Consider the following 25736-nt stretch of genomic DNA (forward strand, 5'->3'; position numbering starts at 1 on the left):
GCCGCCCGCCCACACTCACGCCGGATCGGGGCGGTGGCCGACTCGGTGTCGGCGACGCCTCAGCTCTGCCGCCCGGTGATCAGCTCGACGGCCCGCTGCCGCACGTCCTCCCCCACCTCCGGCACCGCGTAGTCCCGCCGCCGGACGTGGGCGAGCAACTCGGGGTCCGGGGCCACGTCGTGCTCGCGCAGGTAGTACGCCACCGCGCCCGGCCACACCCAGACGCCGTCCGTGCGGAAGTTCAACGGCACCGACGGCGGCCGGTCCGGGTCGAACGCATCCGTGTCGTAACTCCGCGCCGCGAGCACCACCGGTGCCTCGTTCAGGTACTCCAGCACCCGGTCCTTCTCCGCCGGGTCCAACGGCACCCGGTTCACCACGGGCCGACCGTCCGCGCCGAACCCGTCGTAGACCTTGGCCGTGCGCAACTTCCCCGGCGCCTCGGCCGCCTGAGCCGCGGAAGCCGGACGTTCTTCCGCGGGACCGAGCCCCGCGCGCTGCCGCAACCAGGCCGGAAGGTGGGCGTCGTCGCGCGGGTGCATCCGCAACTCGTCCTGGAAGCCGAGCGGGGGCGGATTGCGCCGCCACCGGGGCTGGGTGTGGTAGGAGAAGTCGGCGTAGGCAGTCCCCGACGGGTCGACGGTCACCGTGGCGCTCAGCCAGGTCCCCCGCCCCGGCTCGGCCATGCCGGTGCGTAGCTGCCCGAGCAGGCTCACGACCTCGGCGGGCGGGCGCACGGGCATCGGCGAGCCGTCCGGCCCGAACGCCATGGCGTCGACCTCCACGTGCTTGCCGACGCTGCGGTACTCGCACAGCAACTGGGTCCACCCGCTCCCGGCGGCCTCGGCGAGCAACGTCCCGACCCGGGTCACGAGCTCGTCACGCTGCCGCTCGTCCAGCGGTCCCACGGAATCCGTCATGAACTTCCCACCCCCGGCGCTCACGACGACGGCGGTGCAGGAGGCCGCAACGTGGGCTGGGGAATCTCCTCCAACACGCCCTCCTCCAACAACTCCGCCACCGACCGCTCCAACAGGAACGCGACACCGCCACCCGGCTGGTCGAACCACGGCACAGCAGTGCCCGTCAACGCACGGACCGCATACCGCAACCGATACACGTGATACTCGGCCTCCGCCCGCTCGGCAGGATGCGAGCGGTACGGAAACTCGGTCCCAGCCGTGTACAAAGTGTTCCCCGACGGGTCACCGTAACGGTCGAGCTCCGTCCCCGGAGGAAGCGTCACCAACCGCTTCCCCTTGTACAGCGTCAACTTGATATCGCCACCGAGAGGCTGAATCGGCCACTCGTCGATATGCCGCTTGGCATCGGGCGGTAGCTCACCGCGAAACGCGTCGCGGAACAGGTACACGTTCCCCACGAAGTAGCGCACAGCGGCACGGAGGTCGTCGAACACGGCCTCGTCCCGCCGCTCGTCGCCCACGGCGAGAAAGACCGCCCACCGCGAATCCTGGGGAACGAGACACCAGGCACCATCCGCCACCTCGCCGACCTTGGCATGACGCCCGTCCACGCCGAGCTCGGCGAGCGCTTCCTCAGCCCGCCTCGTCCAGTTCACGTCGTCGCCGGCGGTCGCCACGACAGGACGTCCCAACCGCCGGACCATCCAGTCGGGCACCATCGACTCGTCGCGCGGGTAGTCCTCGAGTTCCCGAAGCAGTGCCGCGAGGGTCGGCCCGTCACCGTCCCACGACGGCTCGTCGTCCCACCCGAACCGGTAGTCGACGGTCGCGTCCACATTGACCTGCGCCGTGACCTCGAACCAGGTTCCGCGTCCGCGCCGATACATCCCGTCGCGCACGTCGTCGAGAAGAGCTTTCGCCTCCGCGGGAAGATCCCAGAGTGACAGCCCTCCGTCCGTCGCCCGGCGCACCATCGCGACCAACTCCGAATGGTCCCCGACGACGCGATAGGTGATCAGAACCTGGGCCCAATCGACCGGAGCGAAGTGAGCAACGATATTGCTGAACCGACCCCAGATCGCGTTCAGCTCGACCGGGTCGAGTTCCAAGCGAAGCTTCGTCGACACGCTACTCCCCGTTCTCCTGCTGCTGCGGCCTCGCTCCGGCCAGCTCAGCGCGGAGCCAATCGGGAATCCGATCGTCGGGACGCGGGAACGCCTCGAGGTCCCGAACCCAGTTCCGCGATTCCAGCGGTGAGCGCCAGCGCGGGTCCCAGAAGAAGTTGAAGTTGACGTGCATCTGCGCGGGCGGATCGAGCATGAATCGCATCGAGAACCACGTTCCCTCGTCCGGCTCGTACATCACCCTCCGCAGATCCCGAGTGGCGGAGAAGCACACCTCGGGGATCGGCACGTCCGCAGTCGTTCCGTCCGCCATCAGGACAGTGAGAACGAAGTCCTCGACGTCCACGGTCATCCGGCAGAAGAGGTCCACCCGGCGCCATCCCTCGGGGACCGCATCCAGCAGCGCCAACCCCATCGTCCTCAGCAGTTCGCGCTGCGACTCAGTCGCCACTGTCGCCTCCTGACGTAGCCGTCGAGCCCGCGGTGGGCGGTTCGTTCGGGAAACTCCGCACGTGGACCGTGTGATTTCCGTTCGCATCCACCTCGACCCAGCGTACCTGGATCTTGTGCGGTGCCCTCATACCGTCCTCACGCAACGGGAACACCTCGAAGTTCTTGATGCTCGTCCCGGGCTTGTCGAGGAAAGCCGCGAGTTCGTCCTCCATCTTGTACCAGTTGTCGGGCAAGTAGTTCTGATTCTGGAGCCGCCACTGCGCCATCATGTTCATCAGCTCGCCGGGGCCGTCGAACTGATGTCCCACGAGGTGCCCACCGTCGTACGGGCCGGTGCCGTCGCCCTGCCGGTTCGACTGTTTCTGGGCGGTCTCGTCGCGGTGATTCTGCTCGCCGGTCGATTCTCCCGGGCCGTCCGACTCACGCCACCGCGCGGCGGAGAGGTCCTCACTGACCTTGTGCGGCGCCAGCGTTCCGGAATGGCCGATGACGGTGTCCGTCTGTACCTTGCGTAGCTCGGTCGTGTTCAGTTGGTCAAGGTCGACGATTCCCTTGCCCGGCAGCACTGCCGGTCCCGTCTGGTAGACGAAGTTGTCGTCGACGCGACACACGAGGCCGGGCCTGGGATCGTTCAGGTCTGCGTGGAAAGGCCGGAAGGTCTCGACGACCTCGATCTCACCCTTGTCGTTGGTCCAGTACACGGACCGCACGCGGCGGACGTACTGCTTCTCACTCTGGCTGGCGTCGCCGTCGGCGTCGCCGTCCACGTCCTTCTTCTTGACGCTGCCGTCCGAATAGTCACTGGAGACGACGTACTTCTTGTTCGCCTCCAGCGGAGGCTTCACGTTGTCGAGGAACGACTGTCCCGGCTTGAGCGTGACAGGCTCCTCGGTCGCGTCCTTGAACTTCGCCGGATCGTGTCCCTGCGGAGCACGCGACTTCGGGTCGAACTCCGTGCGGAGCTCGACCTTCGCGTCGTTCGCGAACGCACGCCGCCCGTCCTGCTCGAACTCCCAGTACTTCTTGATACCCCGGAAGTCCGGGTTCGTACGGGCGGTCACACCCGACTCGACCTCGGCCCATCGGACGTGACCGTCGCCCCCGGTGTAGAAGGTTCCCCGATGGACACCGGCCCGGTCGTGCACCTCGTAGCGGGTGTAGGGCTCGTAAGGGCCGCCTCGTGCGAAGGATCGGCTCGAGGGCGGAGCCTTCGGGTCGTCCCACCCGATCGTCTCCGTCTTGTTGCACGGCGGCCGATGGAACTCCACGCTCGCTCGCGGGATGCCGTCACCGTCGGTGTGGAACACCTGATGGTTGCCGTCGATCTCGACCCGATAGGTCACGTTCGGGTGAGGAGTGGCGACATCAAAGTTCGGATGGTAGCCGGGGTTGTCCTCCCATTGCCTCGTGTCCGAGTTGAACCGTCGAGGCGGCTCGTTGGGATGAGTCGTCTCGATGTGCGTGACCTTGCCGTTGTCGTCGGTGTGATAGGTACCGCGCAGACGGCCGTCCTCGTCGTACACCTTGTAGGCGGTGTTCGCGTCGAGCTCTTGGTCCGTGGGGAATCGCTCGTCTCTCCTGGGCGGGCGCACCTTGCCGTCGCCGTTCGGCCCACCGACGTCCGCGGTCTTCCCGGGATGCGACGGTGGGTTGAACTCGCCACCCGCCGGATTCCGCCGCCGCTCCGTCAGCAGGTCCTTGTCGCTGAGCTCCCGCTCTTGGCGACGCCAGTCCGGCTCGTCGGTCCGATCGCGTGACGGTGTGGAGTCGGGGTCGCCGTCCGGTCCGTCGCCGCGCGAGTGCGACGAATCGACGTCCACGTCCCGCTTGTTCCCGTCCGGCGTGTCCGGGGTGAAGCCGTCGTCACCCGTCCGCGACGTCGAACCGTCCGGGCTGTGGGTGGACCACTCGCCGTTCGGCGGGATCTTCGGGCGCGGCTTGCCGTCCGGGCCGATCTCGTGGTCGGAGCTGAAGACATTGCCGTTCGAGTCGGTCCACGCGCGCTTGTTCGGCGCCATCACCTCGGTGTCGAGCTCCCGAGAGAGTCGCTCCGCGAAGCCGTTGGAGCTCGCGTCGCAGCCGATCAGCCGGATCGGACGGCCGTCGTAGTCGCCGTTGCGACGCAGGATCTCGGCGAACTCCTCCGGCGTGTACTCGCGGTTGCCGATACGGGCCTTGCCGTCCGGCGTCACGTGCACGTCGACCGTGTAGCGGCCGTCCGGGTCGGGCTTGACCCGGTGCGGGAGGTCCCCCATCTCCGGGTCGTTCCGGTGGAACGACGTGCCCGCCGGGGTGCGCTCGGCGTGCCGCTGGTTGACCTCGTCGGGGGTCAGTCGGTCGTCGCCGTGCGGGTCCCGGTCGTCCGGCCGGTCGTCAGTCCGATCGTCGGACCGGTCGTCACGGTCGTGTCGATCCTCCGGCCGGTCGGGCCGGTCGTCGGAACGAGGATCGCGGCGGTCGTCCGGCCGGGAGTCGTGGTCTCGCGGCCCACCGTCGCGGCCGTCGCGGCCGTCGTGGTCCGGACGCTGCGGACGGTGACCGGGATCGCCGCTGCGGTCCGGGCCGGGTCCCTGCGACGGTCGCTGCGGCGGTGTGCCCGCGTCCGGCCGACCGGGTGCGTGCGGACCCTGCTGGGTCGGTCCCGGGTGGGTCGGCGACCCGGGCCGCGGGCCCGGCTGAGTCGGTCCTCCGTGCTGCGGCGCGGAGTGGTGAGGTCCGGGCTGGTTCGGTCTGGGCTGGTGCGGTCCGGGTTGCTGCAGCCCCGACTGGTGCGGGTGCGGCGTATGCGGGCCCTGCGGGTGGGGCGACTGCGACCCGGGACCGTGCGTCGAGGGACGGGTGTGCGGACCCGCGTCGGGCGACGGCCCGAACGGGCGTCCGCCCTGCGGCGCGTGCGGCGGGGTCGCCGGGTGTGGGGTGAAGCCCCTCGGCGCGTGAGGCGGCGTCGGAGTGTGGGGCGACGGGGTCGGCCGACTCCCGTCGGGTGTGGGCCGGTGCGGGCCGGGCTGCGGGTGCTGGGCGTCCGGCCGGACCGGTGGCCGAGACGGAGGACCGTCCGGACCGGGACGGCCCGGCGGCACGTCGGCGTGGGGCCGCGCGCCCGGGCTTCCCGGCGTGCCCGTCCAGCCGCTGCGCGGGCCGCCTCGACCGTCGGGGGTGCTGCCGGTCGGTGAGGTCCCTCCCGCCGGGCCGTGGCCGACCGGTCCGCCACCCATCGGCTGCTGCGGCGAGTTCGGTGTGGACGGTCCGGCGTCCGGACCCCGCTGCGGGGTCGGGGAGAACGCGTCGCTTCTCGGCGTGGTCGGGGACGACGGCGACGTGGCCAGGCCACTCGTCGTGGTGCTGTCGGTGTGGTGCGGTCCGCTCGGTCGCGGCCCGGGAGCGTCCGAGTGCACGGGCCCGGGCGACGACTGGCTCGGCGGGTGCGACGAGGAGTGAGGCGGCGGGGCGTCCGCGCGCGGCGGGGCGCCACCCGTGTCACCACCGGTGTGCCCCGGGGTGGCCGACCGGTCGCCCGAGAAGGTGCTCGGCCCCGAGGAGTCCGGAGTGGACGACGTCGGGTGCGCCGTGTGGGGTGGCGGGTTCGAGGTGGACGAGCCGGACGGCGGATGTCCCGAGCTGCCCGGGTTCCGGTGTTCCGGCGACGAGTTCGGCGTGTTCGAGGTGTTGCCCGAGGAATCGCTCGTCGGACGCCCGCCACCGCCGGTGGAATCGCCACCTCCCGCCGTGGTCGGCGTGTCGCTGCGCAGCGTGCTCGGTGTTCCTCCGTCGGCGCCACGTCCTGTCGGGGAGCCGGACGACGGGGAACCGGAATCCCCCGAGCTCCCGCGTGGCGAGGTCGACGTCGACTCGCCCGACCTGGTGGACGGTGTGTCCGAGGTCGACCGCGAGCCGGGGCTGCCGGTCGTTCGGGAGTCACCGCCCGAGTCGCCGCCCGAGCGGTCCCGCGGAGAATCGGTGTCACCGCCGGACGAACGATCACGGTCACCCCGAGGCGTGGTGCTCGGCGTGCTGTCACCGGAGTCGTTGCCCGATCGGTTCGCATCACCGTCCGAACCAGACCTGTTCGAGTCCGAACCGGATCCGCCGGAGTCACTGTCCGAGCCGGAACCGCCGTCCGAACCGGATCCGCCCGAGTCACCGTCCGAACCGGACCCTCCACCCGAACCGCGTCCCCCGCTGCCTCCGAGATCCGGCCCGTCACCACCACGGCCGAGTCGCTGGACGAAGCCACCGTCGAGGACGTTCTTCGGGTTGATCACATCGAGGCCGGTGACCTTGCCCAGGATCTTGCCGCACACCTTCATGATCGAGCCGAAGACGTCGGCGAGTTTGCCCAGCAGGGGCGAGACCTTGCGGATGCTCTCGGTGAGCTTCTTCAGCAGATCGGCGATCTTGGTCGCCCACTTCGAGATCGCCGTGACGGCCTGGGCGACCACCACCGGCGTGCCGAAGCCGAGGGAGAACACCGTCTCCAGCACCCACGAGATGAGCTTGCCGACGAGGTCGGCGATGAGGTCACGCACCGTCTCCCTGACGAACGACACGACCTCGCCGAAGATCATCACCACGATGCTGATCGCGTTCGCGGTGGTGGCGGCGCCCGCGAGCGCCTCTTCCTGCTCCTTGCACGAGGCGCGGTAGGCGTCGGCGGCCTCGCCGGTCCACCCGGTGGTGCCGTTCTTCACCGCATTCGCGAACGTCACCTGGGTCTCCTCCAGGTGTGCCGCGACGTTGGCCCAGGTCTCGGAGTACGACTGGATCACCGGCGGGTCGCCGCAGACCGAGTCGAGCATGTCCTTCAGCGGCTGGACGTGCTCCATCAGGAACGACGCGACCGACGACATCAACCAGCCGAAGGGGTCGATCGCGGCGGCGGCACCCTCGGCGGCGAGACCGAGGACACCCAGACCGCCCTCGATCCAGTTGCCGTCCTTGATGCCGTTGAAGGCGTCCATGGCCGACTCGGCGATGCCGATGCCCTGCATCCACCCGTAGTCGCCGTTGCCGGAGGTCAGCGGCCCCGGCCCGTCGCCGTCCTGCGGGGTGTCGGCGACGAGGGAGTTCCCCTCAGACATTGCCGCCTCCCAGGGCGTCGCGAACACCGTCGTCGGTGGCCTGGTACTGCCTCGCGGCCGCCCGCACCTTGTCGGCGGTCGCCTGCATGGCCTTCACCGAGTCGCGCAACGCGTCGATGCCGTACTGCTCGACCGGGTCGAGCAACATCCGGAACGGCTGGCACAGGATGCCGTAGGCGTCGGTGGGCATGCTCACCTGTTGTGCCGCGTCGAGCGCCTGCGCGAGCTGGTCGACGACCCCGTCGAGCTGCGTCGCGTGCGCCTCGAGGTCCGCACCGACCTCGAATCCCCCATGAGACATCGGACAACCCCTCTGGTGACGCGAAGTGGATCAGGAAAGGATCGACCGTCCACCGAAGTCGTCGTCGTCCTCCTCGGGAGGTCGCCGACGCACGTTCGGTCGAGGCCGCGGCGGAGGCGGTGGTGTGGGCTCCTCGTCTTCCTCGGGACCGAAGCGCATCTCACGGTCGCGCTCGGCAGCCGCACCGTCAGTGGTCTCCTCGGGCGGCTCGGGGAAGGTCTTGCGCGCGTCGTCGAACACCTTGGCCGCGGTCTGGTCCTCCGCGCCGACGGTCTCGACCATCGCCTGTTGGAGCAGCTCGGGAATGCGCGACTGCGCGGTCTGCACGGTGCGCATGATCTGCGCCGACAGCTCCGACATCGACTTGCCCTGCGCGCTGTCGGAGATCGTCAACCCGGTGAGCAGTCCCTTCGAGTTGATCCTCACCTCGACCGTGTTGTCGGGCGAACGCTCGGTCACCGAGATCTCCTGCACGCGCGCGGCCATGGCCTGGTAGCGCTGTGCCTGTTCCTGGATCTTGCGAGTCCAGTCGTCGATCATGCGATCGCTGGCGTCGACACCGTCCGACATCGAGCCTGCCCCTCCCCAGTCATGCCCTTCGTCGTGCTTGACGCGCAGTGTCCCCCATCGGTTCCCTCCATGGGCCGACACGCCGTCAGATCGGCCCGAACGGCCCAACCGCGCTCACTGTTTGAAGTACACCAACTGGTGGCTGCTGGCCAAGAGGTGACCGTCAGAGCTCCACAGCCGAGCGGACTGGTCGAAGTATCCACCGCCGAACGCGCCCGCCCACGCCGTGGCGAGCACGGGTCGGTCTCCCTGCTCCGCCACGACGTCCGCGCCGGCGTGGAAGTAGGTCGTCAGCGACACCGTGCCCGCGGGAACGAAGGCTCCCCTCCTGCGGAGTACGCGCGGATAGAAGACGTCGCACAGCGCCGCGAGCGCGGGCACGTCGAGCGCACGGGACGGCCGTTCGCGCACCCACAGCGTCGTGGTCGAGTCCGGTTGCGGCCCGGTTCCGGGCTCGGGCACCGCGCCCGTCACGAACCGCATTTCGTAGTTGCGCGCCCAGGCCACGAAGTCGAGCTTCGTGTACGGCGGCACGGTCTCGGCGGGCGGGACCTCGGGCATCACCGCCTCGGTGTCGGACCACGTCGACCGGCGTACCCCGGTGACGACCGTCGCGGTGGTGGTGACCACGTCGTCCTGGGTGAGGGACACGGTCCAGTGCTGGGTGGACCGGTTGGTGCGCACCGGTGTCGCGACGACCTCGAACGGCCCGTCGGCGATCGGTGCGGCGTAGTTGACCGTGAGCGAGAGAACCTCACCGAGCAACCGGGCGTCGTCGAGAACGGCACGCACGAGAACCGCGGCCGTGACCCCACCGAACGGTCCCACCATGTTCGAGTACGCCGGGTCGGTGTTCCCCGTGAGGACCCCCTCGCCTCGGCCTTCCTCCAACGTGAGGGCCCGGTCGAACGGGTGGCCGGTCTCGGAAAGGGCGACTTCGGTCATGAGAGGCTCCGCGGTACAGGTCCGATCGACGAGTTATGCCAACCTACATAGCCCCGCCGTCCGGGCGCTCCAGGAGGTAACGCATGGCACAGCAGAACCGCCGTGGCGGAGCCAAGCAGGCGATGACCACCAGCGCCGTGGCCCTGTTGCGTGAGCGCGGAGTGGCGGGGACGTCGTTCGCCGACGTCCTGGCTCACAGCGGCGCTCCGCGGGGGTCGGTGTACCACCACTTCCCGCGTGGGAAGGCGCAGCTGGTGGAAGAGGCCACGCGTGCCGCCTCCGACGCACTGACCGCCAGGATCACCGAACTGCTGCGCGAGCACGGCCCGGTGCACGCGGTGCGCGCGATCGTGGAGCTGTGGCGACGGGACCTCGCCCGCACCGACTACACGGCGGGCTGCCCCGTCGCCGCCGCGGCGCTCGGACCGGTGGAGTCCGCGCGGGAGCTCGCCGGGAACGCCCTGCGCGAGTGGGAAGCCGCCTTCGCGGAGGCGTTACATCGGCGCGGTGTGCCGGAACGACAGGCGGCCTCCCTCGGGACCCTCGTCGTGAGCGCGCTGCAGGGCGCGCTCGTGCTCGCCAGGGCGCAGCGCAGCGCCGCCCCGCTCGACGCCGTCGTCACCGAGCTGGAGTCGGTGTGCGGCGTCGCGCTCGAACGGTAGAAGAAGCGCACGCCGTCGTCGGCGCGCCGTACCACGATGCGCGCATGAACTCCCCCGATCCGAAGTCCGTCCTCCACCACTACCTGCGCCAGGCACGCGAAGCACTGGTCTGGAAACTGGAGGGACGTGGTACTCCACGACGAAGCCGAGGACAGCGCGGACACGTGGGCCACGGCCGAGGAGTCCCGCGAGGACATCGTGGAGCTGTATCGGCGGGCGTGTGCCCACTCCGACGCCACGATCACCGCACTCGCCCTGGGCGCGCCCGGCGTCGTGCCGCACTGGCCGGAGGCGCGGGCACACACCACGCTCCACACCGTGTTGGCACACATGACGGCCGAGACCCAGCGCCATGCCGGACACGCCGACGTCGTGCGTGAGCTCGTCGACGGTTCGGCGGGACTGCAGCAGGAGGCCAACCTGCCCCGACAGGACGCGGACTGGTGGCGGCGGTACCACGAGCGGTTGGAGAACGTCGCCCGCGAGGTCGGGGGCGGGTGAGCGTCGTCGGGCGCGCCGCTCGGGGCCGTGAGCGTGCCACACTGACCCGACGGGCGAGAACGAGGCTGGGGGCCACGTGTCGGGTGACGACGAACTCGTGCTGGTGGGACAGGGTCCGGTCGCCACGGTGTACGCCGGGGAGGCCGACGACACGGCGTTCGCCCTGAAGGTCTACCCCGGCGCGCTCGACCGCCGGTCGTTGCGCGCCGTGCGGACCGAGATCGCCGCCCTGGCGGGCTTGCGGGAGCAGGCGCACATCCTCGCGCCCGACACGATCGAACGGCTGCCCGACGGGAACACGGCGCTGCGCATGGACCTGTGTGCGCAGTCGCTGGGCGAACTCGTCGACCAGGAGGGCGCGCAGCCGGTGGGCGAGGTTCTCGCGCTCGGCGAGTCCTTGGCGTTGGCACTGAGCGCCGCGCACGGACGCGGGATCGTCCACGGTGGTGTCTCGCCGGGCAACGTGTTGTTCGAGGGCTCCGGTGACGTCCTGCTCTCCGATTTCGGCACCACGCTCCGGCGGTACTTCGCCGACGCGACGACGCCGCAGTCCTGGACAGCGCCGGAAACTCTGCGCGACGGTTCCCTCGACGAGCGCTGCGACCTCTACGGGCTCGGCGCGATCCTGCACGTCGCGCTGACCGGACGGCCGCCGCACCGCCGCGTGCCGGGCGAGCCGGACGACCGCTTCGTGTTGCGTGTCCTGACCGACCCGGTTCCCCCGATCGACCGGACCGACGTGCCGCCCGCGCTCGCGAACCTGGTGGCGGGTCTGCTGGCGAAGGACCCCACCGATCGTCCCGGCAGCGCCCAGGAGGTCGTCGACCGCCTGCGCGCCGTGCGGGAGAACCCGACCCGCGCGCACGACCCCGGCCACGGCACTCCGGTCTCTCCCCTGCCGGACGACCTCGGCGAGCCGATCCTGGTGACCGGTCCGGCACGGCGTCGCCGGAGGCTGCCGACGGTGAGCCCGGCTCCGGTGGTGGCGGCCGTCGTCGTGGTGGCGATGCTCGTGGTCGGCGCGGTGCTGTTGCTGGCGTACCGACCGCAGCAGGTCGCCGTTCCGCCCGCCCCGGCGGAGATCCGCGGGGCGAACCCGACCACGTCCGCCGCTGTGGAGAACATTCGGCTCGACCAGCCGGTCGATCTCGGTCACAGCGTGGAGCTGTCGTGGCACGGTGACGGGAATCTGCACTACGCGGTGATCGTCGCCGAGGAGGGCGGCGAGACCGACACCGTGTACGTGAACAGCCGGACGTCGTATCGCGTCGAGGTCGATCCGTCCCTGGCGTACTGCTTCCAGGTGAAGGGCAGCGACGGCGTGCGGGTGTACACCAGTGAGATCCGCCCGCTGCGTCGCGCGGCCTGCTCGCCGTGACTCGTCAGCGACGGCCGCGGTGACCGAACATGGCACATAGCCGGGCTCGCCATCCCCGGCGCGCGAGTCCACGACGGATCGTGCCGACCGCTGCCCAGGCCCGATCGCGATCGGCGGCCCGGAGGGCGGTCGGGCCGGACCACGCCGCCAGGTCGACCTCGGACGCGAGCGCGCGCACGGCGGCGACCGTGTCCTGATCGACCACGTCGGCAGCGGCGACCGCGACCTCGCGTGGCGTCATCGCCGGACTGGTGACCACGCCGTGCGCACGCAGCCGGTCGTGTGCCTCCGCCCACGCCGCGAGGACTCCGGCGGCACCGGTACGGCGGCGACGGCGCTGAGTCCGCACCATTCTGCCCACCACGACAGCGCCGCACCAGCTCACCACCGCGAGCGGCAGGATCGCCGCGAACAGCCAGAGAGGCAGGTGGATCGAGGGGTCGTCCTCGGCGGCTCGGGCCGGAGGCGACTCGTCCTCGCCCTCGGGCGGTTCCGGCGCCGGGTCCCGTTCGTCCAAGACGCCCCGCGCCCGGTCGGTGACGGCGGTCAGCCCGTCACCCCGCGAATCACGGCCGCTGACGACTCCGGTCGGGTCCAGCGGCACCCAGCCGACGCCCTCCACCGCCACCTCGGGCCAGGCTTCGGCGTCGGCGTTGCGCACCGTGTAGTCGTCGGTGTGCTCCTCGACCGTGAAGCCCACGACGAGCCGGGCGGGAATTCCGCGTGCCCGGGCGAGCGCGACGTAGGCGGCGGCGAACTGTTCGCTGGTGCCTCGTCGTTCGGTCAACAGGAACCGCTCCAGGTGGGGCCACGAGTGTCCGGACGCGACCTCCGTCGCGGGCGCGATCGTGTAGTGCTCCCGAAGGTACTGCTCGAGCCGTACCGCCGTCCGGAACGTGGGCCTGCCCTCGCCCGCGGCCCGTTCGGCCAGTTCGGCCACGCCCGGGGGCACGCTGCCGATCGCGGCGAGACCACCCGGCGCGTCGGCATCCACCGGGGCGTCGGCCAGCGCCCGCGCGGTGACCTCCGGGTCCCACCACGTCAGCGTGTAGGTCAGCGGTGATCGTTCCTCGGGCACGAGCAGACTGCGGTGCCGCTCCTCCACCAACGGAGCCACACCGTCCACACGCGACGGCCAGGTGCGGCCGGGCAACCACGGAGGTTCCAGGTCGAGCAGCTCGACCCTCGTGGTCCGCTCACGCACCGGCACCCGCACCTCGGGCCCGGGCGGAAGCTCCGAGCCGAGCCGCCGGTACCGCGTGCCCGGCTGCCAGGTGACCCCGTCGAAGGTGTCCAGCACGACCAGCGGCCAGTGCCCGGCGACGTCGCCGCGCAGCCGGAACAATGGGGTGTCGGGTTCGGCCAGCCGCGCGGAGAGCCGATCGAGCGGGCTTGCCACGGTGAGGTCGACGAGCGGCACCGAATGGTCGTCGCGCAGCGAGTAGCGGGCGGACGGCACCGGGACGGCGACCGTCACCACCACCATGGTGGCCACGCCGACGAGCCCGACCCCGGCCACCGCGAGCCGCCCGCCTCCGCTGGTCCGCCGTCGCCCGAACAAGGCCCCCACGAGCGCCAGGTAGCCGGCTCCGACCGTCACGGCGAACCACCCGGAGGCGGCGACGTAGACCTGCGCGACCACCAACAGGAGCAGACTCGGCACCACCGCGACCAGCGTGAACCGCGCCCGGTGGACCAGCTCGACGCCGAGCACGGCGGCGAACACCGCGAGCAGCGGGACGAACAGCATCGTGTCCGGCTCGGCCCGCGCGGGCCACGTCGACTGCAGCACCTGCTGCCACGACGTCGCGACGCCGCGCTGGAACGCCGCCGCCGTCTCGCCGGTGGGCAGGCCGTTCGCGGTGGTCTCCCACAACGTGGTCTCCACGACCGCGAGCACACCGCTCACAAAGGTCACCAGTGGGCGCCACGGCTGCAACGCCGGGCGACGACACCCCAGTGCGGCCAGGACCACCGCCGAGACAGGCACCCCGACCGGGATCGCCAACGCCACCGCCCCGAAGACCGGCGCGAACGACAACCCCGCGACGGCCGCCAACGCCCCCACCACCGCCGTGGCCGCGAGGGAAGCACCCGGCGAGGTCATCCCACGAACCTGTTCCACTGTTCCACCGCCTCGGGCGCGCCGGGACCACGCAGCACCGTCAACCCGGGACTCACCGCCGTCCCCGCCTCGTCACCCAGCAGCACGCACACCGTCGCCGGGCAGCGCAGGGCGAGCGCCCGCCACGCCTGCGGGTCGGCCGACGCGGCCGTCACGAGCACCACGACGTCCGAGGCCGACCGCGCGACCGCGGTCGTCGACAACACGGCGTCGGCGGGCGAACCCTGCTGTTCCACCACACACAACTCGTCGAGCATCTCCCGACCGGCCGACTCGGCGGACCCGAAGTCCCGGTCGCGTTCACCGGAGGTGACCAGACGCGTCGGATGTCCCGCCCGGCCGCACGCGAGCAGCACGGACGCGGCGACGTCCACGGCGTCCTCGAACGACTCCGGCGACAACACGCCGCGTCGCGTGTCCAGGCCCACGGTGATCCGGGGCTGTGCCGGGTCCACGAGGTCGCGCACCAGCAACCGGCCCGTGCGGGCGATGGCCTTCCAGGACAACCGGCGCACGTCGTCGCCGGGGACGTACTCGCGGATGTCGCGCAGATCCTCCATTCCGCGCACGAGTCCCGTCGTCCCCGCGGGCCGCAGGTTCCGGAGCACGCGGGCGGACAGCGGGCGGGCAGGCCAGCGCCTCGGCTGCACCCACACCGTGGTCGCCTCCCCCGCGTCCCATCGGTGACCCGCCAGTCCGAAAGGGTCCGTCCGCCTCGCCACGAGCGGCCCCACGGTGTGCCGGCCTCGCCGGGCCGTGGGCAGGTCGTAGCGCCGGACGACGCTGCGTTCGGGAGGCAGCGGTGCGATGTGGAGCGTGCGGGGAGCGCCGGCGACCCCGTCGGTGAGGTGCAGACCGCGCTGGCGCCGCCTCGTCGGGTTGGTCACCAACACCGTCGCCAACGCCGGTCTGCCTCGTTCGACCCGGTCGGGGAACACGGTGCGACGCAGCTCGATCCGGGGACGTCGGGCCACCGACACGAGCGCCGCGAGCACGCAGGCCACCCCGGCGGCGCCGAGCGCCCGGAGCAGCGGATACCCGGCCCACTGACCGGACGCGACGAGCACGACCGAGGCGACGAGCACGACGGTGCCTCGGGCGGTGAGCCGCATCGCTCAGTGCCCGGCGGTCAACGCGGGCGCCGGGGTCGCCGCGAGCACGTCGCGCACCACCTCGTCGGCGCCGCGCGCGGCGAGTTCGGCCTCGGCCGTGAGCACGAGCCGGTGGGCCAACACCGGCACCGCCACCTCCTTGACGTCGTCGGGAGTGACGAACGTGCGATCGTCCATCGCGGCCACCGCCTGCGCGGTGCGCACGAGCGCGATGCTGCCGCGAGGACTGGCCCCGTAGCGCACGGCCTCGTGCACCCGAGTGGCCGCCGCGAGCCGGGCGGCGTACTCCACCACGGCGCGTTCGAGGTGCACCATCCGCACGTCGTCGATGACGGCTCGCAGCGTGGCGACGTCGACCACGGGCGTCAGGTCGTCGGCGCTCACACCCGCGCAGTCGCTGAGGACGACGAGCACCTCGGTGTCGAGGTCGGGGTAGCCGACGGACAGTCGCATGAGGAACCGGTCGCGCTGCGCCTCCGGCAACCGGTACGTGCCCTCCAACTCGATCGGGTTCTGGGTCGCGAGCACCAGGAACGGCCGCGGCACCTCGTGCGCGACGCCGTCGACCGTCACCCGCCGCTCGGCCATCACCTCCAGCAACGCCGACTGGGTGCGGGGCGTCGCGCGGTTGATCTCGTCGGCGACCACGACGTTGGCGAACACGGGCCCCGGGTGGAACGTGAACTCGTCGTCCTTCTGGCGGTACACGGTGACGCCCGTGACGTCGCCGGGCAGCAGGTCAGGCGTGCACTGGACGCGGCTCCACCGTCCGTCGACGCTGCGGGCCAGGCAGCGGGCCAGCGTCGTCTTGCCGAGTCCGGGCACGTCCTCCACCAGCAGGTGTCCCTCGGCGAACAACGCCGCGACGGCGAGGCGGACGAGCTCGGGTTTGCCCCGGATCACGCCGCACACGTTGTCCACGATGAGCGTGGCGACCTCGCCCGCTCGCGTTGCGCTCACTCTGCCTCCCACACGTACCGGTTCGACGTCCAACGGCCGTCGACCACGACCCAGACCTCCTCGCCGACGCTTTCGAAATGGAACGCCTCGAAGCTGACGTAGCCGTTCTCGTCGGTGGTCTGGCGCGATCCCGGGTTGGAGTAGTCGGTGTTCGTCGAGTACGGGATGATCTCGTACTCCGTGTTCGGTTCGAAGTTGCGCAGGACCACGAGCATGGTCGCGCACTCCGGTGGCTCGCAGCCGTCGTAGCTGTCCGTCGTGCCCCGTGTGACGGTGACCTCCGGCGTGCGCTCCACGGTGACCGACGCGGTCGCGGGAGCCGACCTTCCCGCGCTGTTCTCGGCCCTCACGGTGATCGTGTACCTGCCGTAGTCGAGTCCACGAAGGACGGTCGAACGAGCACTGCCTGGCACGGTTTTCGTCGCCGCTGCCGCCGACGGGCCGTCCCACGTGACGTGGTAGCTCGTCACGCGAGCCCCGTTGGACCGCGCCGCGCCCCACGTCACCGTCACGGTCGTGCCGTCGGCCTCGGCCGTCACCCCGGGCGGAAGACCGGGTGGCCCGGGCGGATCCGGAGTCGGAGTCCGTTCCTCGTCGCCGGGGACGCTCACCCGCTGGTCGCGGTCGGTGCTCTGCGGGGTCTCGGTGTCGTCGGGCCGCTCCGGTCGCGACGACGGAGGCCGGCTCGACGGGTCGGGGCCTGGGCCCGCGACGACGGTGTGCACGCCGCCGTCATGATCGACGACCAGCACCTGCCTGCCCTGCCGTCCGGTGACGTACACGCGGCCGTCCTCGGCGGTGGCGAGCTGCGGATCGCCCTCGGTCGTCGGGAGGGTGGACGACCGCAGTCGGGTGCCGTCCGACGCGTAGGTCAGCACGGTGCCGCGCGAGCGATCGAGGACCACGACCGCGCTGCCGCTCACTGCGGGCGTCGCGAACTCCCCGCGCGGCAGGTCCACCGGCACGGTCGCGTCCGGAGTCCGGCCGGGGTCGAGGCCGGCGGCGTCCACCAGCAACAGCCGGTCGGCGGCGTCGTCGAGAACCGCGATTCGGCCGCCCGCGTCCCGCGGCGCGACGTCCGCGTCCTCGGGCAGATCGATCCGGGCCCGCACGGCGGGGCCCAGTCCGTCGGCCGACACGGCATGCAGCGTGTCGTCGGCGACGTCGACGAACACCGCCGATGTCCCCACCACCGCGAGCGCGCCGTCGTGGCCCTGGGGAGCGACGGCAGGACACGTGATCCGCTCCGCGTCCCGAGGAAGGCGGCACAGCACGTTCGCGTCGAGCCGGTGCAGCCACAGCGTGCCGTCCGGCGTGGCGACGGGAACGCCGAGAGGTCCGGGGACGCGCACCGTGGCGTGCTTCGGCCCGAGGCGCACCACCGTGCCCGCCTCCCGGTAGACGAGGTACGGACCACCGGGGGTCTCCACGGCGACGGGCTCCTCGTCGGCAGGCGCGGGCATCGTGCCCTCGACGGTGAGGGTCGACTTGCCGAACTCCACGATGCGCGTGCGCGACACCACGTAGCCGCTGGTCTCCCCGTGCACCACGCTGCTGCCGGGTTCGAGTCCCGGGATGGGAACCCGCGCGTCGACGGTCTTCGCCTCGCCGTCGACGTGCACCACGAGATCCGAGTCCGGCTGGGCGACCCAGTGACCCTCCTGCACGAACCGGAGTCCGTTCGCGGGCGCGACCACCGCCGTCACCGCCCCCACGACCGCGGCGACGCACGCGAGGACCACCGCGATCAGAGGTCCCCGACGCAGTGCGCGGTCACGCCACGCCGACAGTAGCGGTGCGGGCACGCGCCGAGCATAGGAGATCGCGGCCACAGTGGGATCACTTTCGGACCGGTTTCTCCACGACAGCCCGGTCGCTCGTCGCCTCGGGGAACACCAGCTCGAAGATCGCGCCGCCCGCCTCGGCGTTGTAGACACGCAGCGAACCGCCGTGGGCCTGTGCGACCCACCGAACGATGGCCAGCCCGAGCCCGCTGGACCCGCCCGTGGTCGAGAACCGGTCGAAGCGCTCCTCCACGACCTCCGGGTCGATGCCCGGTCCGTGGTCGGCGACGATCACCCGACCACCCGCCACCGTGATGTGGACGACGGCGTCGGAACCGGGGTGGCGCCCGTACTTCAGCGCGTTGTCGAGGAGGTTGCCCACCGCCCGTTGCACGAGCGCGGCGTCGGCGGTCACCGTCGTCGGGGCTGTGGTGACGGTGACCGTCGCCGACCCCGCCGCGGCCTCGGCCACCACGGCGGTCACGAGCTCGTCGAGCCGAACGGCAGTGGCCCGCAGTTGCTCGACGCCGGCCGCCAGACGCGCCCTGGTGAGCAGGTCGTCGATGATCCCGCCCATCCTCGCGGCCAGGTTCACCGTGCGGGTCAGCAGTTCCTCGCGCTCAGCCGGATTGCGCTGCGCCGTCTCCGCGAGCGCCCGCAACGCCGCGACCGGGGAACGCAGATCGTGCGCCGTCTCGGCGAGCAGGAGTTCCTGCTGTTCCAGGGCCGCGACGGCGGGCCGGATCGCCCGGCCCGACAGGAGGTGTCCGCCGAGCGCGACGGCGGCGACGAGCAACGTGCACCCACCGACCACGAGCAGTACCAGCCGGTCGTGCTCGGCCTGGGTCGGATCGGCGTCCACGGCCGCCACCACCGCGCCGATGTACTGTCCCCGGTCGTTGCGGAACGGGTCGGCGCCGACCCACACCAGCCCGCCGTCGGACCCACGGACGGCGGCGCGGAAGAACGACTGCGTCAGCACGGCCTCCCGTGCGGCGCCGTTGAGGACGTCGAGGTCCACCTCGACACAGGCGCGGGCGCTGACGTGCCCCTCGAAGGCACCCGTGTCGCCCGGGAGCACAGCGAACTGGGGACACTGCGTGTCGATCTCGTCGTCGTCGATCAACGACGTGTCGAGCGTGGTCCCATCGTACTGGAGCAGACGTTTGACGGTGGAGGTCACGCGGTGGACCTCGGCGTCGAGCCGCTCGTGGCCCTGTTCGGCGTTGTCACGCACGAGCAGCCACGCGAGCACCACGAGGCCGACCGCGTTGATGGCCGTGAACAGGGCGGTGAGCAGCCAGCGCAACCGACGCAGCCGCGCCGCGGCCGAGCCCTTCACGTCGCCAACCGGTAGCCGACGCCGAACACGGTCAGCACGACGTCCGGCGGACCGAGCTTGCGGCGGAGTCTGCGCACGGTCACGTCCACCACGTTGGACATCGGATCGGTGCTCGAGTCCCAACAGTGTTCGATCAGTTCGGTGCGCGTCACCGCGCTGCCGGACCTGGTCATGAGGTACTCCAGCACCGAGAACTCCTTGTCGGTCAACGACAATTCGGTCTCCGCACGCCGCACCCGTCGGCGCGCGCAGTCCAGTTCGAGGTCGGCGTGCCGCAACACGGACGGCCGCCCCTCCCCCGAGCGGCGACACAACGCCAGGACCCGGGCCGTCAGCTCCGCGACCGCGAACGGTTTGACGAGGTAGTCGTCACCGCCGTGCTCGAAGCCCGTGACGCGGTCGGCGAGCGAGTCCCGCGCGGTCAGGAACAGCACCGGAACCGTCCACCCGGTCCGGCGGCGGTCGAAGACGTAGGCGACGGAGTCGCCGTCGGGCAGCATGCGGTCGAACACGACGCAGTGGTACGGCCCCGTCCTCAGCACCGCATCGGCCGAGGCCAGATCCGTGGCGGTCTCGACCACCAACCCCTGTCCTCTCAGCTCCACCGACACGGCCACGCGAACGTTCTCGTCGTCCTCGACCAGCAACACCCGCCAGGAGGGAGGTCGTGTCATCGGTTCCTCATGTTGCGCCGCGCATGGTGTGGACATCCCGGGTCACCTCCGCCGACGGCAGCCTAACGCGGTGATCCGGGTGGGAAAGCGCGTTCGACGCGGCTGGCAGCAAGCTGCCTCGCCGCCGCAGAGGGAGGTGGGCGATGCCCGACCTGACACTGCTCGACGCCCCGCCCGGCCAGGCACTGCCCGGGCGGGCGCCGTCGCTGCCGACACACATGTCCGTGGTGCACGCGGTGCCGGGTTCGGTCCGGGGCCGCGTCGACGCCGCACTCGTCCACGCGGCGCGGGACGTTGGCGTCAGCGTCACGTCCGTGGGCGGTCCTCGGCTCTTCCGCCCGAACTCGCTGCACCACCGCAACCTGCGGCGCGGCGTGCGCTACCGGGTCCTGCTGCCCGAACGCGACCTCACGAGCGTGGAGGGCCGCCGACTCGCGCACGCATGGGCGGCCGAGGGGGCCGAAGTACGAACGACCTCGGACGTGCCGCTGTGCGCGTTGCTCATCGACGACACGGCCACCGTGCTTCCCGGTACGGACACCACGGCACCGACCGGGACCACGCTGTTCACGTTGCCGAGTGTGGTGGCCGCGACGAGGACGTTGTTCGCGCGGATGTGGGAGTCCGCCACGCCCCTGCATCGACCGGGTGCCGACACGGAGGCGTTGACCCCGCGGGAGCGCGAGATCCTCGTGCTGCTCGCGTCGGGACGCACCGACGAATCGGTGGCCTGTCTGCTCGGCGTCTCCGTGCGGACGGTGCGGCGGCTCGTGGCGGGCCTGATGGACCGTCTCGACGCCCGCAGCCGGTTCGAGGCCGGAGTGAAGGCCGCGCGTCGGGGCTGGCTGGGCTCCTGAGGGGCGCATCGGGCGCTACCGTCTGTCCCGTGCGCGTGCTGGTGCTGGAGGACGACGACCATCTGCGGTTGGCGCTGGAAGTGTCCCTGCGCGGAGACGGTTTCGCCGTCGACGTCGCCGTCGATCTGGCCGCGGCCGACGAGGCGGTGAGCGTCAACTCCTACGACTGTGCGGTGTTCGACCGCAAGGTGCCCGGTGGGGACGCCCTCGACTACGTGGCGGCGCTCCGGCGCCGGGGCTGGTCGGTGCCCGTGTTGTTCCTGACGGCCCTCGACACGGTGGGCGATCGGGTCGACGGACTGCACTGGGGAGACGACTACCTGGTGAAGCCGTTCGCGATGGAGGAGCTGCTCGTGCGGGTCCGCAGTCTGTGCCGCCGCGCTCCCACCGCCACCGTCGCACCGCTGCGGCTGTTCGACATCGAGCTGGACCCGGAGCGGCACGAGGCGAGTCGTGGCGGCAGACCGTTGTCGTTGAGTCCGCGGGAGTTCGCCGTGCTCCGGCAGTTGTTGGAGGCGGGCGGTGAGGTCGTCTCGCGTCGCGACCTGATCGCGAACGCTTGGGACGAGCTCGTGCCACCCGCCTCGAACGTGCTGGAGGTGGTGATCCGACAACTGCGGCGCAAGCTCGGTCCCCCCGACGTGATCCGGACCGTGCGCGGCGCGGGCTACCACCTCGGGCCACCCCGGTGATCGTCGCCCAGGCGCGACGGGGTCAGCCGCGCTCGACGAGGCCGGCCTCGTGGGCGAGGATCGCCGCCTGCACCCGGTTGTCGAGCGCCAGGCGCCGCAGGATCGCGCTCACGTGCGCCTTCACCGTGCCCTCGGAGAGAAACAACGCGCGCCCGATGTCCGCATTGGACGCTCCGGTGCCCACGAGTGCGAGGACGTCGCGCTCGCGCGGGGTCAGTTCGGCGACGCGCTGCCGGGCGTCGGCGGCACGCGAACGGCCCGCGTCCCGCACGGTGGCGAGCAATCGCCGGGCGATCCGCGGCGACAGGTACGCAGCGCCCTCCACGGCGGCGCGGATGGCGATGAGCAGTTCCCTCGGATCGGACGCCTTGAGCAGGAAGCCGCTCACTCCGCACTCGAGTGCCTCGGTGACGTAGGCGTCCTCGTCGAAGGTCGTCAACACCACCACCGCGACCTCCGGAGACTCACGGCGCAGGGCTGCGGCGGCGGACAGTCCGTCGAGGCCGGGCATCCGGATGTCGAGCAGCACGACGTCAGGGCGGTGGCGACGCACCGCCTCGATCGCGGCGCGCCCGTCACCGGCCTCGGCGACGACCTCGACGTCCGGGTCGGCGGCCAGGATTCCACGTACCCCTGCCCTGATCATCGCCTCGTCGTCGGCGAGGACGACCCGGATCAGCGACCGCCCCTCCGCGCTCTCGGTCATGCTCGTCCCGGCCAGTGCGCCGTCACGGTGAAGTGCTCGCCGTCGTCGGCCACCGACAGCGTGGCGCCGGTGGCGGCCAACGAGGACCGCAGGGTGGTGAGCCCGGTACCCGTGCCCGCGTGCGCGGCGGCGCCGCGATGCGAGTTCGACACCGTGACGCACAGACCGTCGGCGTCCTCACGCACGCGCACCGACACCGCGGCGCCGGGTGCGTGCCGGGCGGCGTTGGTCAGGGCCTCGCGCACGACGCGGTGCACGTCCCCGCGCAACGGTCTCGACGGGAGGTCGGCGGTGATCTCCATGCCCGCGGCACGGGCGCGCGTCACGAGTTCGGCCACCGTGGGGGACGGCTCGCCACCGTCGTTCTCCCGCAGCACACCGACGACCTCCCGCAGCCGGTCCGTCGCGGCCACGGCTCCCGCCCGAACCTCCGCCGCGGCCTGCTGGTGTGCCGCCGTGAGGCCCGGGGCCAGTTCCAGCGCACCGGCCCGCAGGGACAACAGAGCCAACTCGTGTCCGAGCGCGTCGTGCAGCTCCGACGCGATTCGGGTCCGTTCCCGCAGTGCGGCGTGGGCGGCGACGAGTTCACGTTCACGTTCCAGGTGCGCCACGCGTTCGCGGCCCGCGACCACGAGGTCGTGCTGTTGCCTGCGCGACCGGCCGACCAGCCAGGGTGATCCGACGAACAAGGCCAGCATCGCGACCATGCCCACGCCTGTCGAGACGTCCACCAGGGCGAACCCCGCCGAGACGCCGACGGCGGCGAGGAACACCGGCCACGCACGCCGCACCGTGAGATGACGCCCGTGCAAGTACGCCGCCGCGGCCACGACCACGAAGGCCATCTGCCGCCAGAGCGGGACGACGTCGAGGTCCACCGCGTTCACCAGCCCCGCCGACACCACCGCGACCAGGACCGCCCCGTTTCTCATCGCGTCGACTCTACCGAGCGCACGGCGATCACCCGTGCCACCACGGTCGCCGTCGCCGCGAGCGCTGCCGCCGCGAGCGTGACGGTGAGAGGCAACGCGAAATAGGTGACCTGCGCCCAGGTGACGGTCCTGCCGTTCATCAGCACCGACGCCAGCTCCGGGTAGGCGACGAGCAGGACGATCGGCACGCCGAGCGCCGCCCATCGGGGCAGAGTCCGCCACCACGCGGTGCCCGCGCGACGCCGTGCCCACCGCCGGGACCGCATCACACCGAGCACTCCCAGTCCCGTCGCCGCGAACGCCAGCAGCCCGAGTGCGAGTTCCGCGCCCTGCCGCCCACCGCCGGGAATCTCCGGCGTTCGTCCCCCGCTCAACTCCACCAGCCCGACAAGCACGTCGTAGGCGTCGTCGTGGAGTCCCGCGCTGTTGAGCAGCACCGCGAATCCCCAGCCGCTCGCGGGATCGACCGCCTGCACTGCCGTGTAGGTGAAGAGGTTCCCGCTGTGGACGAGGAGGTCGCGGTCGCCGATCCGCTGCAGCCCCCATCCCATCCCGTACTCGGCCTCACCGACCGGCCGGTGCATCACCGCGAGGCTCTCGGGCGTCACGACGGCGGGCCCCAGCCCGTTCTGTGCGATCAACCACCGACCCAGGTCGTGTGCCGTGGTGACGACACCGCCCGCACCCCCGCCGTAGCGGTTGCGATCCAGCTCCGGTCGAGCCAGCCAGAGCCCGAACAGCGAGTTGTGGCCGGGTTTCACCTCGTCGGCGTTCACGGTGCTCCGTGACATCCCGAGCGGGGTGAACACGTGCTCGCGCAGGTAGTCGCCGAACGGTTGCCCGCCGACCACCTCGACGAGCCGGGCGGCGACCTCGTAGTTGGCGTTGCAGTACTCCCACCGAGTGCCGGGGTCGGAGGCCAACGACCCGTCGTGCAGCGCGGCCACGTAGTCGGCCAGTGAGGTGGCGCGCTCGGCGGCGACGACGTCCACACCGGTGTCCGACAACCCGGAAGTCTGGTTCAACACCTGCCGCACGGTGATCCGCCGGGCGCGATCGTCGGCCATACGGAACTCGGGGAGGTACTCGACCACCGGCGTGTCGAGGGCGATCCGCCCGTCGTCGACCAGCGTCAGGACAGCCGCGGCCGTGAACGACTTGCTGAGCGAGGCCACCCGCATCGGCGTGTGCTCGGTGATCGCCTGTCCGTCGGCGTCGACGCCGTGGCCCGAGGCGTGCACGATCTCGTCCTGATACGTGACGACGGCGGCCAGCCCCGGGACGCCCGTGCCCTCCAGAGCGCGATCGAGATAGGCGGCGATGTCGTCACTCGCGGGCCGAGCCGCCGAGACCGGCGAAGCCGACAGGCCGAGCGCCACGGCCATGACGACCAACAAGGAAAGTACGCGTGTCATGTCGGACACCGTAGAAAGTGGACACTCCGCCACGGATCCGACGAACGACCGGAGCCACCCCTGACGAAAGTGAGGGGTGGCTCCGGCGACCCCGCGAGACCGAGGTCGAGTTGGAGGACGGTTCGGACCTACTCGCGAATGAACGCCAGCAGGTCGGCGTTGACGCGGTCGGCCAGCGTGGCGGTGAGCCCGTGCGACGCGCCCGGGTAGTAGACCTCCCGCACATCCTCGACCAACTGGGCGGTGCGGCGGGACGACGCGTCGATCGGCACGATCTGGTCGTCCTCACCCTGCATGAGCAGCGTCGGCACGTCGATCTTCTTCAGGTCGTCGGTGAAGTCGGTCTCCGAGAACGCCGCGATGCACTCGTAGGCGTTCTTGAGTCCCACCTGCATGCCCCACAGCCAGAACTGGTCGAGCAGACCACGCGGCACGTCGCTTCCGGGCCGGTTCGCACCGTAGAACTGGGTCGCCAGCTCCTGGTAGAAGGTCGACCGGTCGGCGAGGACACTGGCCCGCAGCCCGTCGAGCACCTCCTTGGGCACCCCGGCGGGGTTGTCCGGGCTCTGGATCAGCAGCGGCGGCACCGCGGCGATCAGCACCGCCTTCGCGACGCGGTCGCTGCCGTGCCGCCCGATGTAGCGAGCGACCTCGCCGCCCCCGGTGGAGTGGCCGACCAGGACCGCGTCGTGCAGATCAAGGGCGTTGATCAGTGCGGCCAGGTCGTCGGCGTAGGTGTCCATGTCGTTGCCGGACGAGGGCTGGCTCGACCGGCCGTGGCCGCGCCGGTCGTGCGCGATCACCCGGTACCCGTGTTCCGCGAGGAAGAACATCTGCTGGTCCCACGCGTCGGCGTTGAGAGGCCAACCGTGCGAGAACGTCACGACGGGGCCTTCACCCCAGTCCTTGTAGTAGATCTCGGTGCCGTCGTCGGTGGTGATGGTGCTCATGAGTCGGTTTTCCTCCCTGCCTGGCAACGGTGTGAACCTGCCCCTCGACCGACTCGATCTCGGGACCTTCCGTGGGGCGCCGGAGACGACGTCGTCACCGTCGACCGAATACGCGACACGCGTTCCGGTGACGCCCAGCGGCCTCGCCAGCGAGGTGACCCGGCCTGAATACGGTTAAACCGGTTCTCACCCGCGGGGTCGCCAGATAGTGACGTTCGTCCATGTGCCCGCCACGTGACCAGAGGCCATTTC

At 71.2% G+C, this 25736-nt stretch carries 21 protein-coding genes and 1 pseudogene; 5 read left to right on the forward strand and 17 right to left on the reverse strand.

Features of this window, described 5'->3' with window-relative positions:
* Positions 1-59: 59 nt before the first annotated feature.
* The 7 genes from JAV51_RS03470 to JAV51_RS03500 all read right to left on the reverse strand — a co-directional run bounded on the left by JAV51_RS03470 (position 60) and on the right by JAV51_RS03500 (position 9394).
* Complete coding sequence (locus tag JAV51_RS03470; RefSeq protein WP_197319142.1) at positions 60-920, reverse strand: ferredoxin; 861 nt, start codon at positions 918-920, stop codon at positions 60-62.
* A 20-nt stretch (positions 921-940) separates the two neighbouring features.
* The gene (locus tag JAV51_RS03475; RefSeq protein ID WP_197319143.1) at positions 941-2050 is read right to left on the reverse strand and encodes a TNT domain-containing protein; all 1110 of its coding nucleotides are present in this window, start codon (positions 2048-2050) and stop codon (positions 941-943) included.
* 1 nt (position 2051) lies between these two features.
* Positions 2052-2498, reverse strand: a complete 447-nt coding sequence (locus JAV51_RS03480; protein ID WP_307845721.1) for a hypothetical protein — start codon at positions 2496-2498, stop codon at positions 2052-2054.
* Complete coding sequence (locus JAV51_RS03485; RefSeq protein WP_197319144.1) at positions 2488-7578, reverse strand: DNA/RNA non-specific endonuclease; 5091 nt, start codon at positions 7576-7578, stop codon at positions 2488-2490. Before JAV51_RS03485 ends, JAV51_RS03480 begins: the two co-directional genes overlap by 11 nt.
* Positions 7571-7879, reverse strand: coding sequence for a type VII secretion target (locus JAV51_RS03490; RefSeq protein ID WP_197319145.1), 309 nt, complete (start codon positions 7877-7879; stop codon positions 7571-7573). The genes JAV51_RS03485 and JAV51_RS03490 overlap by 8 nt, the downstream gene beginning before the upstream one ends.
* A gap of 30 nt (positions 7880-7909) precedes the next feature.
* Positions 7910-8449: a YbaB/EbfC family nucleoid-associated protein gene (locus tag JAV51_RS03495; RefSeq protein ID WP_197319146.1), complete on the reverse strand. Its 540-nt coding sequence runs from the start codon at positions 8447-8449 to the stop codon at positions 7910-7912.
* Between the two features lie 114 nt (positions 8450-8563).
* Entirely contained in the window at positions 8564-9394 is an 831-nt protein-coding gene (locus JAV51_RS03500; RefSeq protein WP_197319147.1) for an acyl-CoA thioesterase II, read from the reverse strand.
* Between the two features lie 83 nt (positions 9395-9477).
* On the opposite strand from JAV51_RS03500, the gene JAV51_RS03505 reads away from it, so the two are divergent.
* The 3 genes and pseudogenes from JAV51_RS03505 to JAV51_RS03515 all read left to right on the forward strand — a co-directional run bounded on the left by JAV51_RS03505 (position 9478) and on the right by JAV51_RS03515 (position 11935).
* Positions 9478-10056, forward strand: coding sequence for a TetR/AcrR family transcriptional regulator (locus tag JAV51_RS03505; RefSeq protein ID WP_197319148.1), 579 nt, complete (start codon positions 9478-9480; stop codon positions 10054-10056).
* Positions 10057-10100: 44 nt separating this feature from the next.
* Positions 10101-10557 (forward strand): annotated as a pseudogene (locus JAV51_RS03510) (DUF664 domain-containing protein).
* A 76-nt stretch (positions 10558-10633) separates the two neighbouring features.
* Positions 10634-11935 (forward strand): serine/threonine-protein kinase, encoded by a 1302-nt coding sequence (locus JAV51_RS03515; RefSeq protein ID WP_197319149.1) that lies wholly within the window; start codon positions 10634-10636, stop codon positions 11933-11935.
* A gap of 4 nt (positions 11936-11939) precedes the next feature.
* Here JAV51_RS03515 and JAV51_RS03520 read toward each other — a convergent pair whose 3' ends face one another.
* From JAV51_RS03520 to JAV51_RS03545, 6 genes are read right to left on the reverse strand one after another with little or no spacing between them, the layout of a single operon-like run.
* Positions 11940-14042, reverse strand: coding sequence for a transglutaminase domain-containing protein (locus JAV51_RS03520; protein ID WP_197319150.1), 2103 nt, complete (start codon positions 14040-14042; stop codon positions 11940-11942).
* Complete coding sequence (locus JAV51_RS03525; RefSeq protein WP_197319151.1) at positions 14039-15172, reverse strand: DUF58 domain-containing protein; 1134 nt, start codon at positions 15170-15172, stop codon at positions 14039-14041. The genes JAV51_RS03520 and JAV51_RS03525 overlap by 4 nt, the downstream gene beginning before the upstream one ends.
* 3 nt (positions 15173-15175) lie before the next feature.
* A complete protein-coding gene (locus JAV51_RS03530) occupies positions 15176-16132 on the reverse strand; it encodes a MoxR family ATPase (protein ID WP_197319152.1) in 957 nt (318 codons plus the stop codon).
* Positions 16129-17937 (reverse strand): fibronectin type III domain-containing protein, encoded by a 1809-nt coding sequence (locus JAV51_RS03535; RefSeq protein WP_307845722.1) that lies wholly within the window; start codon positions 17935-17937, stop codon positions 16129-16131. Before JAV51_RS03535 ends, JAV51_RS03530 begins: the two co-directional genes overlap by 4 nt.
* Before the next feature lie 34 nt (positions 17938-17971).
* Positions 17972-19258 (reverse strand): sensor histidine kinase KdpD, encoded by a 1287-nt coding sequence (locus tag JAV51_RS03540; protein WP_197319154.1) that lies wholly within the window; start codon positions 19256-19258, stop codon positions 17972-17974.
* A complete protein-coding gene (locus tag JAV51_RS03545) occupies positions 19255-19932 on the reverse strand; it encodes a response regulator transcription factor (RefSeq protein WP_197319155.1) in 678 nt (225 codons plus the stop codon). The genes JAV51_RS03540 and JAV51_RS03545 overlap by 4 nt, the downstream gene beginning before the upstream one ends.
* A 143-nt stretch (positions 19933-20075) precedes the next feature.
* Between JAV51_RS03545 and JAV51_RS03550 the strand changes: the two genes are divergently transcribed.
* Both JAV51_RS03550 and JAV51_RS03555 read left to right on the forward strand, forming a co-directional pair.
* Positions 20076-20789, forward strand: a complete 714-nt coding sequence (locus tag JAV51_RS03550; RefSeq protein ID WP_197319156.1) for a helix-turn-helix transcriptional regulator — start codon at positions 20076-20078, stop codon at positions 20787-20789.
* Positions 20790-20818: 29 nt separating this feature from the next.
* Entirely contained in the window at positions 20819-21481 is a 663-nt protein-coding gene (locus JAV51_RS03555) for a response regulator transcription factor (RefSeq protein WP_197319157.1), read from the forward strand.
* 22 nt (positions 21482-21503) lie between these two features.
* Here the strand turns inward: JAV51_RS03555 and JAV51_RS03560 are convergent, their stop codons facing one another.
* The 4 genes from JAV51_RS03560 to JAV51_RS03575 form a co-directional block, all read right to left on the reverse strand.
* Complete coding sequence (locus JAV51_RS03560; protein WP_197319336.1) at positions 21504-22160, reverse strand: response regulator transcription factor; 657 nt, start codon at positions 22158-22160, stop codon at positions 21504-21506.
* 23 nt (positions 22161-22183) lie between these two features.
* Positions 22184-23119, reverse strand: a complete 936-nt coding sequence (locus JAV51_RS03565) for a sensor histidine kinase (RefSeq protein ID WP_197319158.1) — start codon at positions 23117-23119, stop codon at positions 22184-22186.
* Positions 23116-24534, reverse strand: a complete 1419-nt coding sequence (locus tag JAV51_RS03570) for a serine hydrolase (RefSeq protein ID WP_197319159.1) — start codon at positions 24532-24534, stop codon at positions 23116-23118. Before JAV51_RS03570 ends, JAV51_RS03565 begins: the two co-directional genes overlap by 4 nt.
* Before the next feature lie 128 nt (positions 24535-24662).
* Positions 24663-25484: an alpha/beta fold hydrolase gene (locus JAV51_RS03575; RefSeq protein WP_197319160.1), complete on the reverse strand. Its 822-nt coding sequence runs from the start codon at positions 25482-25484 to the stop codon at positions 24663-24665.
* Positions 25485-25736: the final 252 nt, after the last annotated feature.

Source organism: Saccharomonospora sp. NB11 (genome assembly GCF_015910535.1).
Taxonomy (GTDB): domain Bacteria; phylum Actinomycetota; class Actinomycetes; order Mycobacteriales; family Pseudonocardiaceae; genus Saccharomonospora.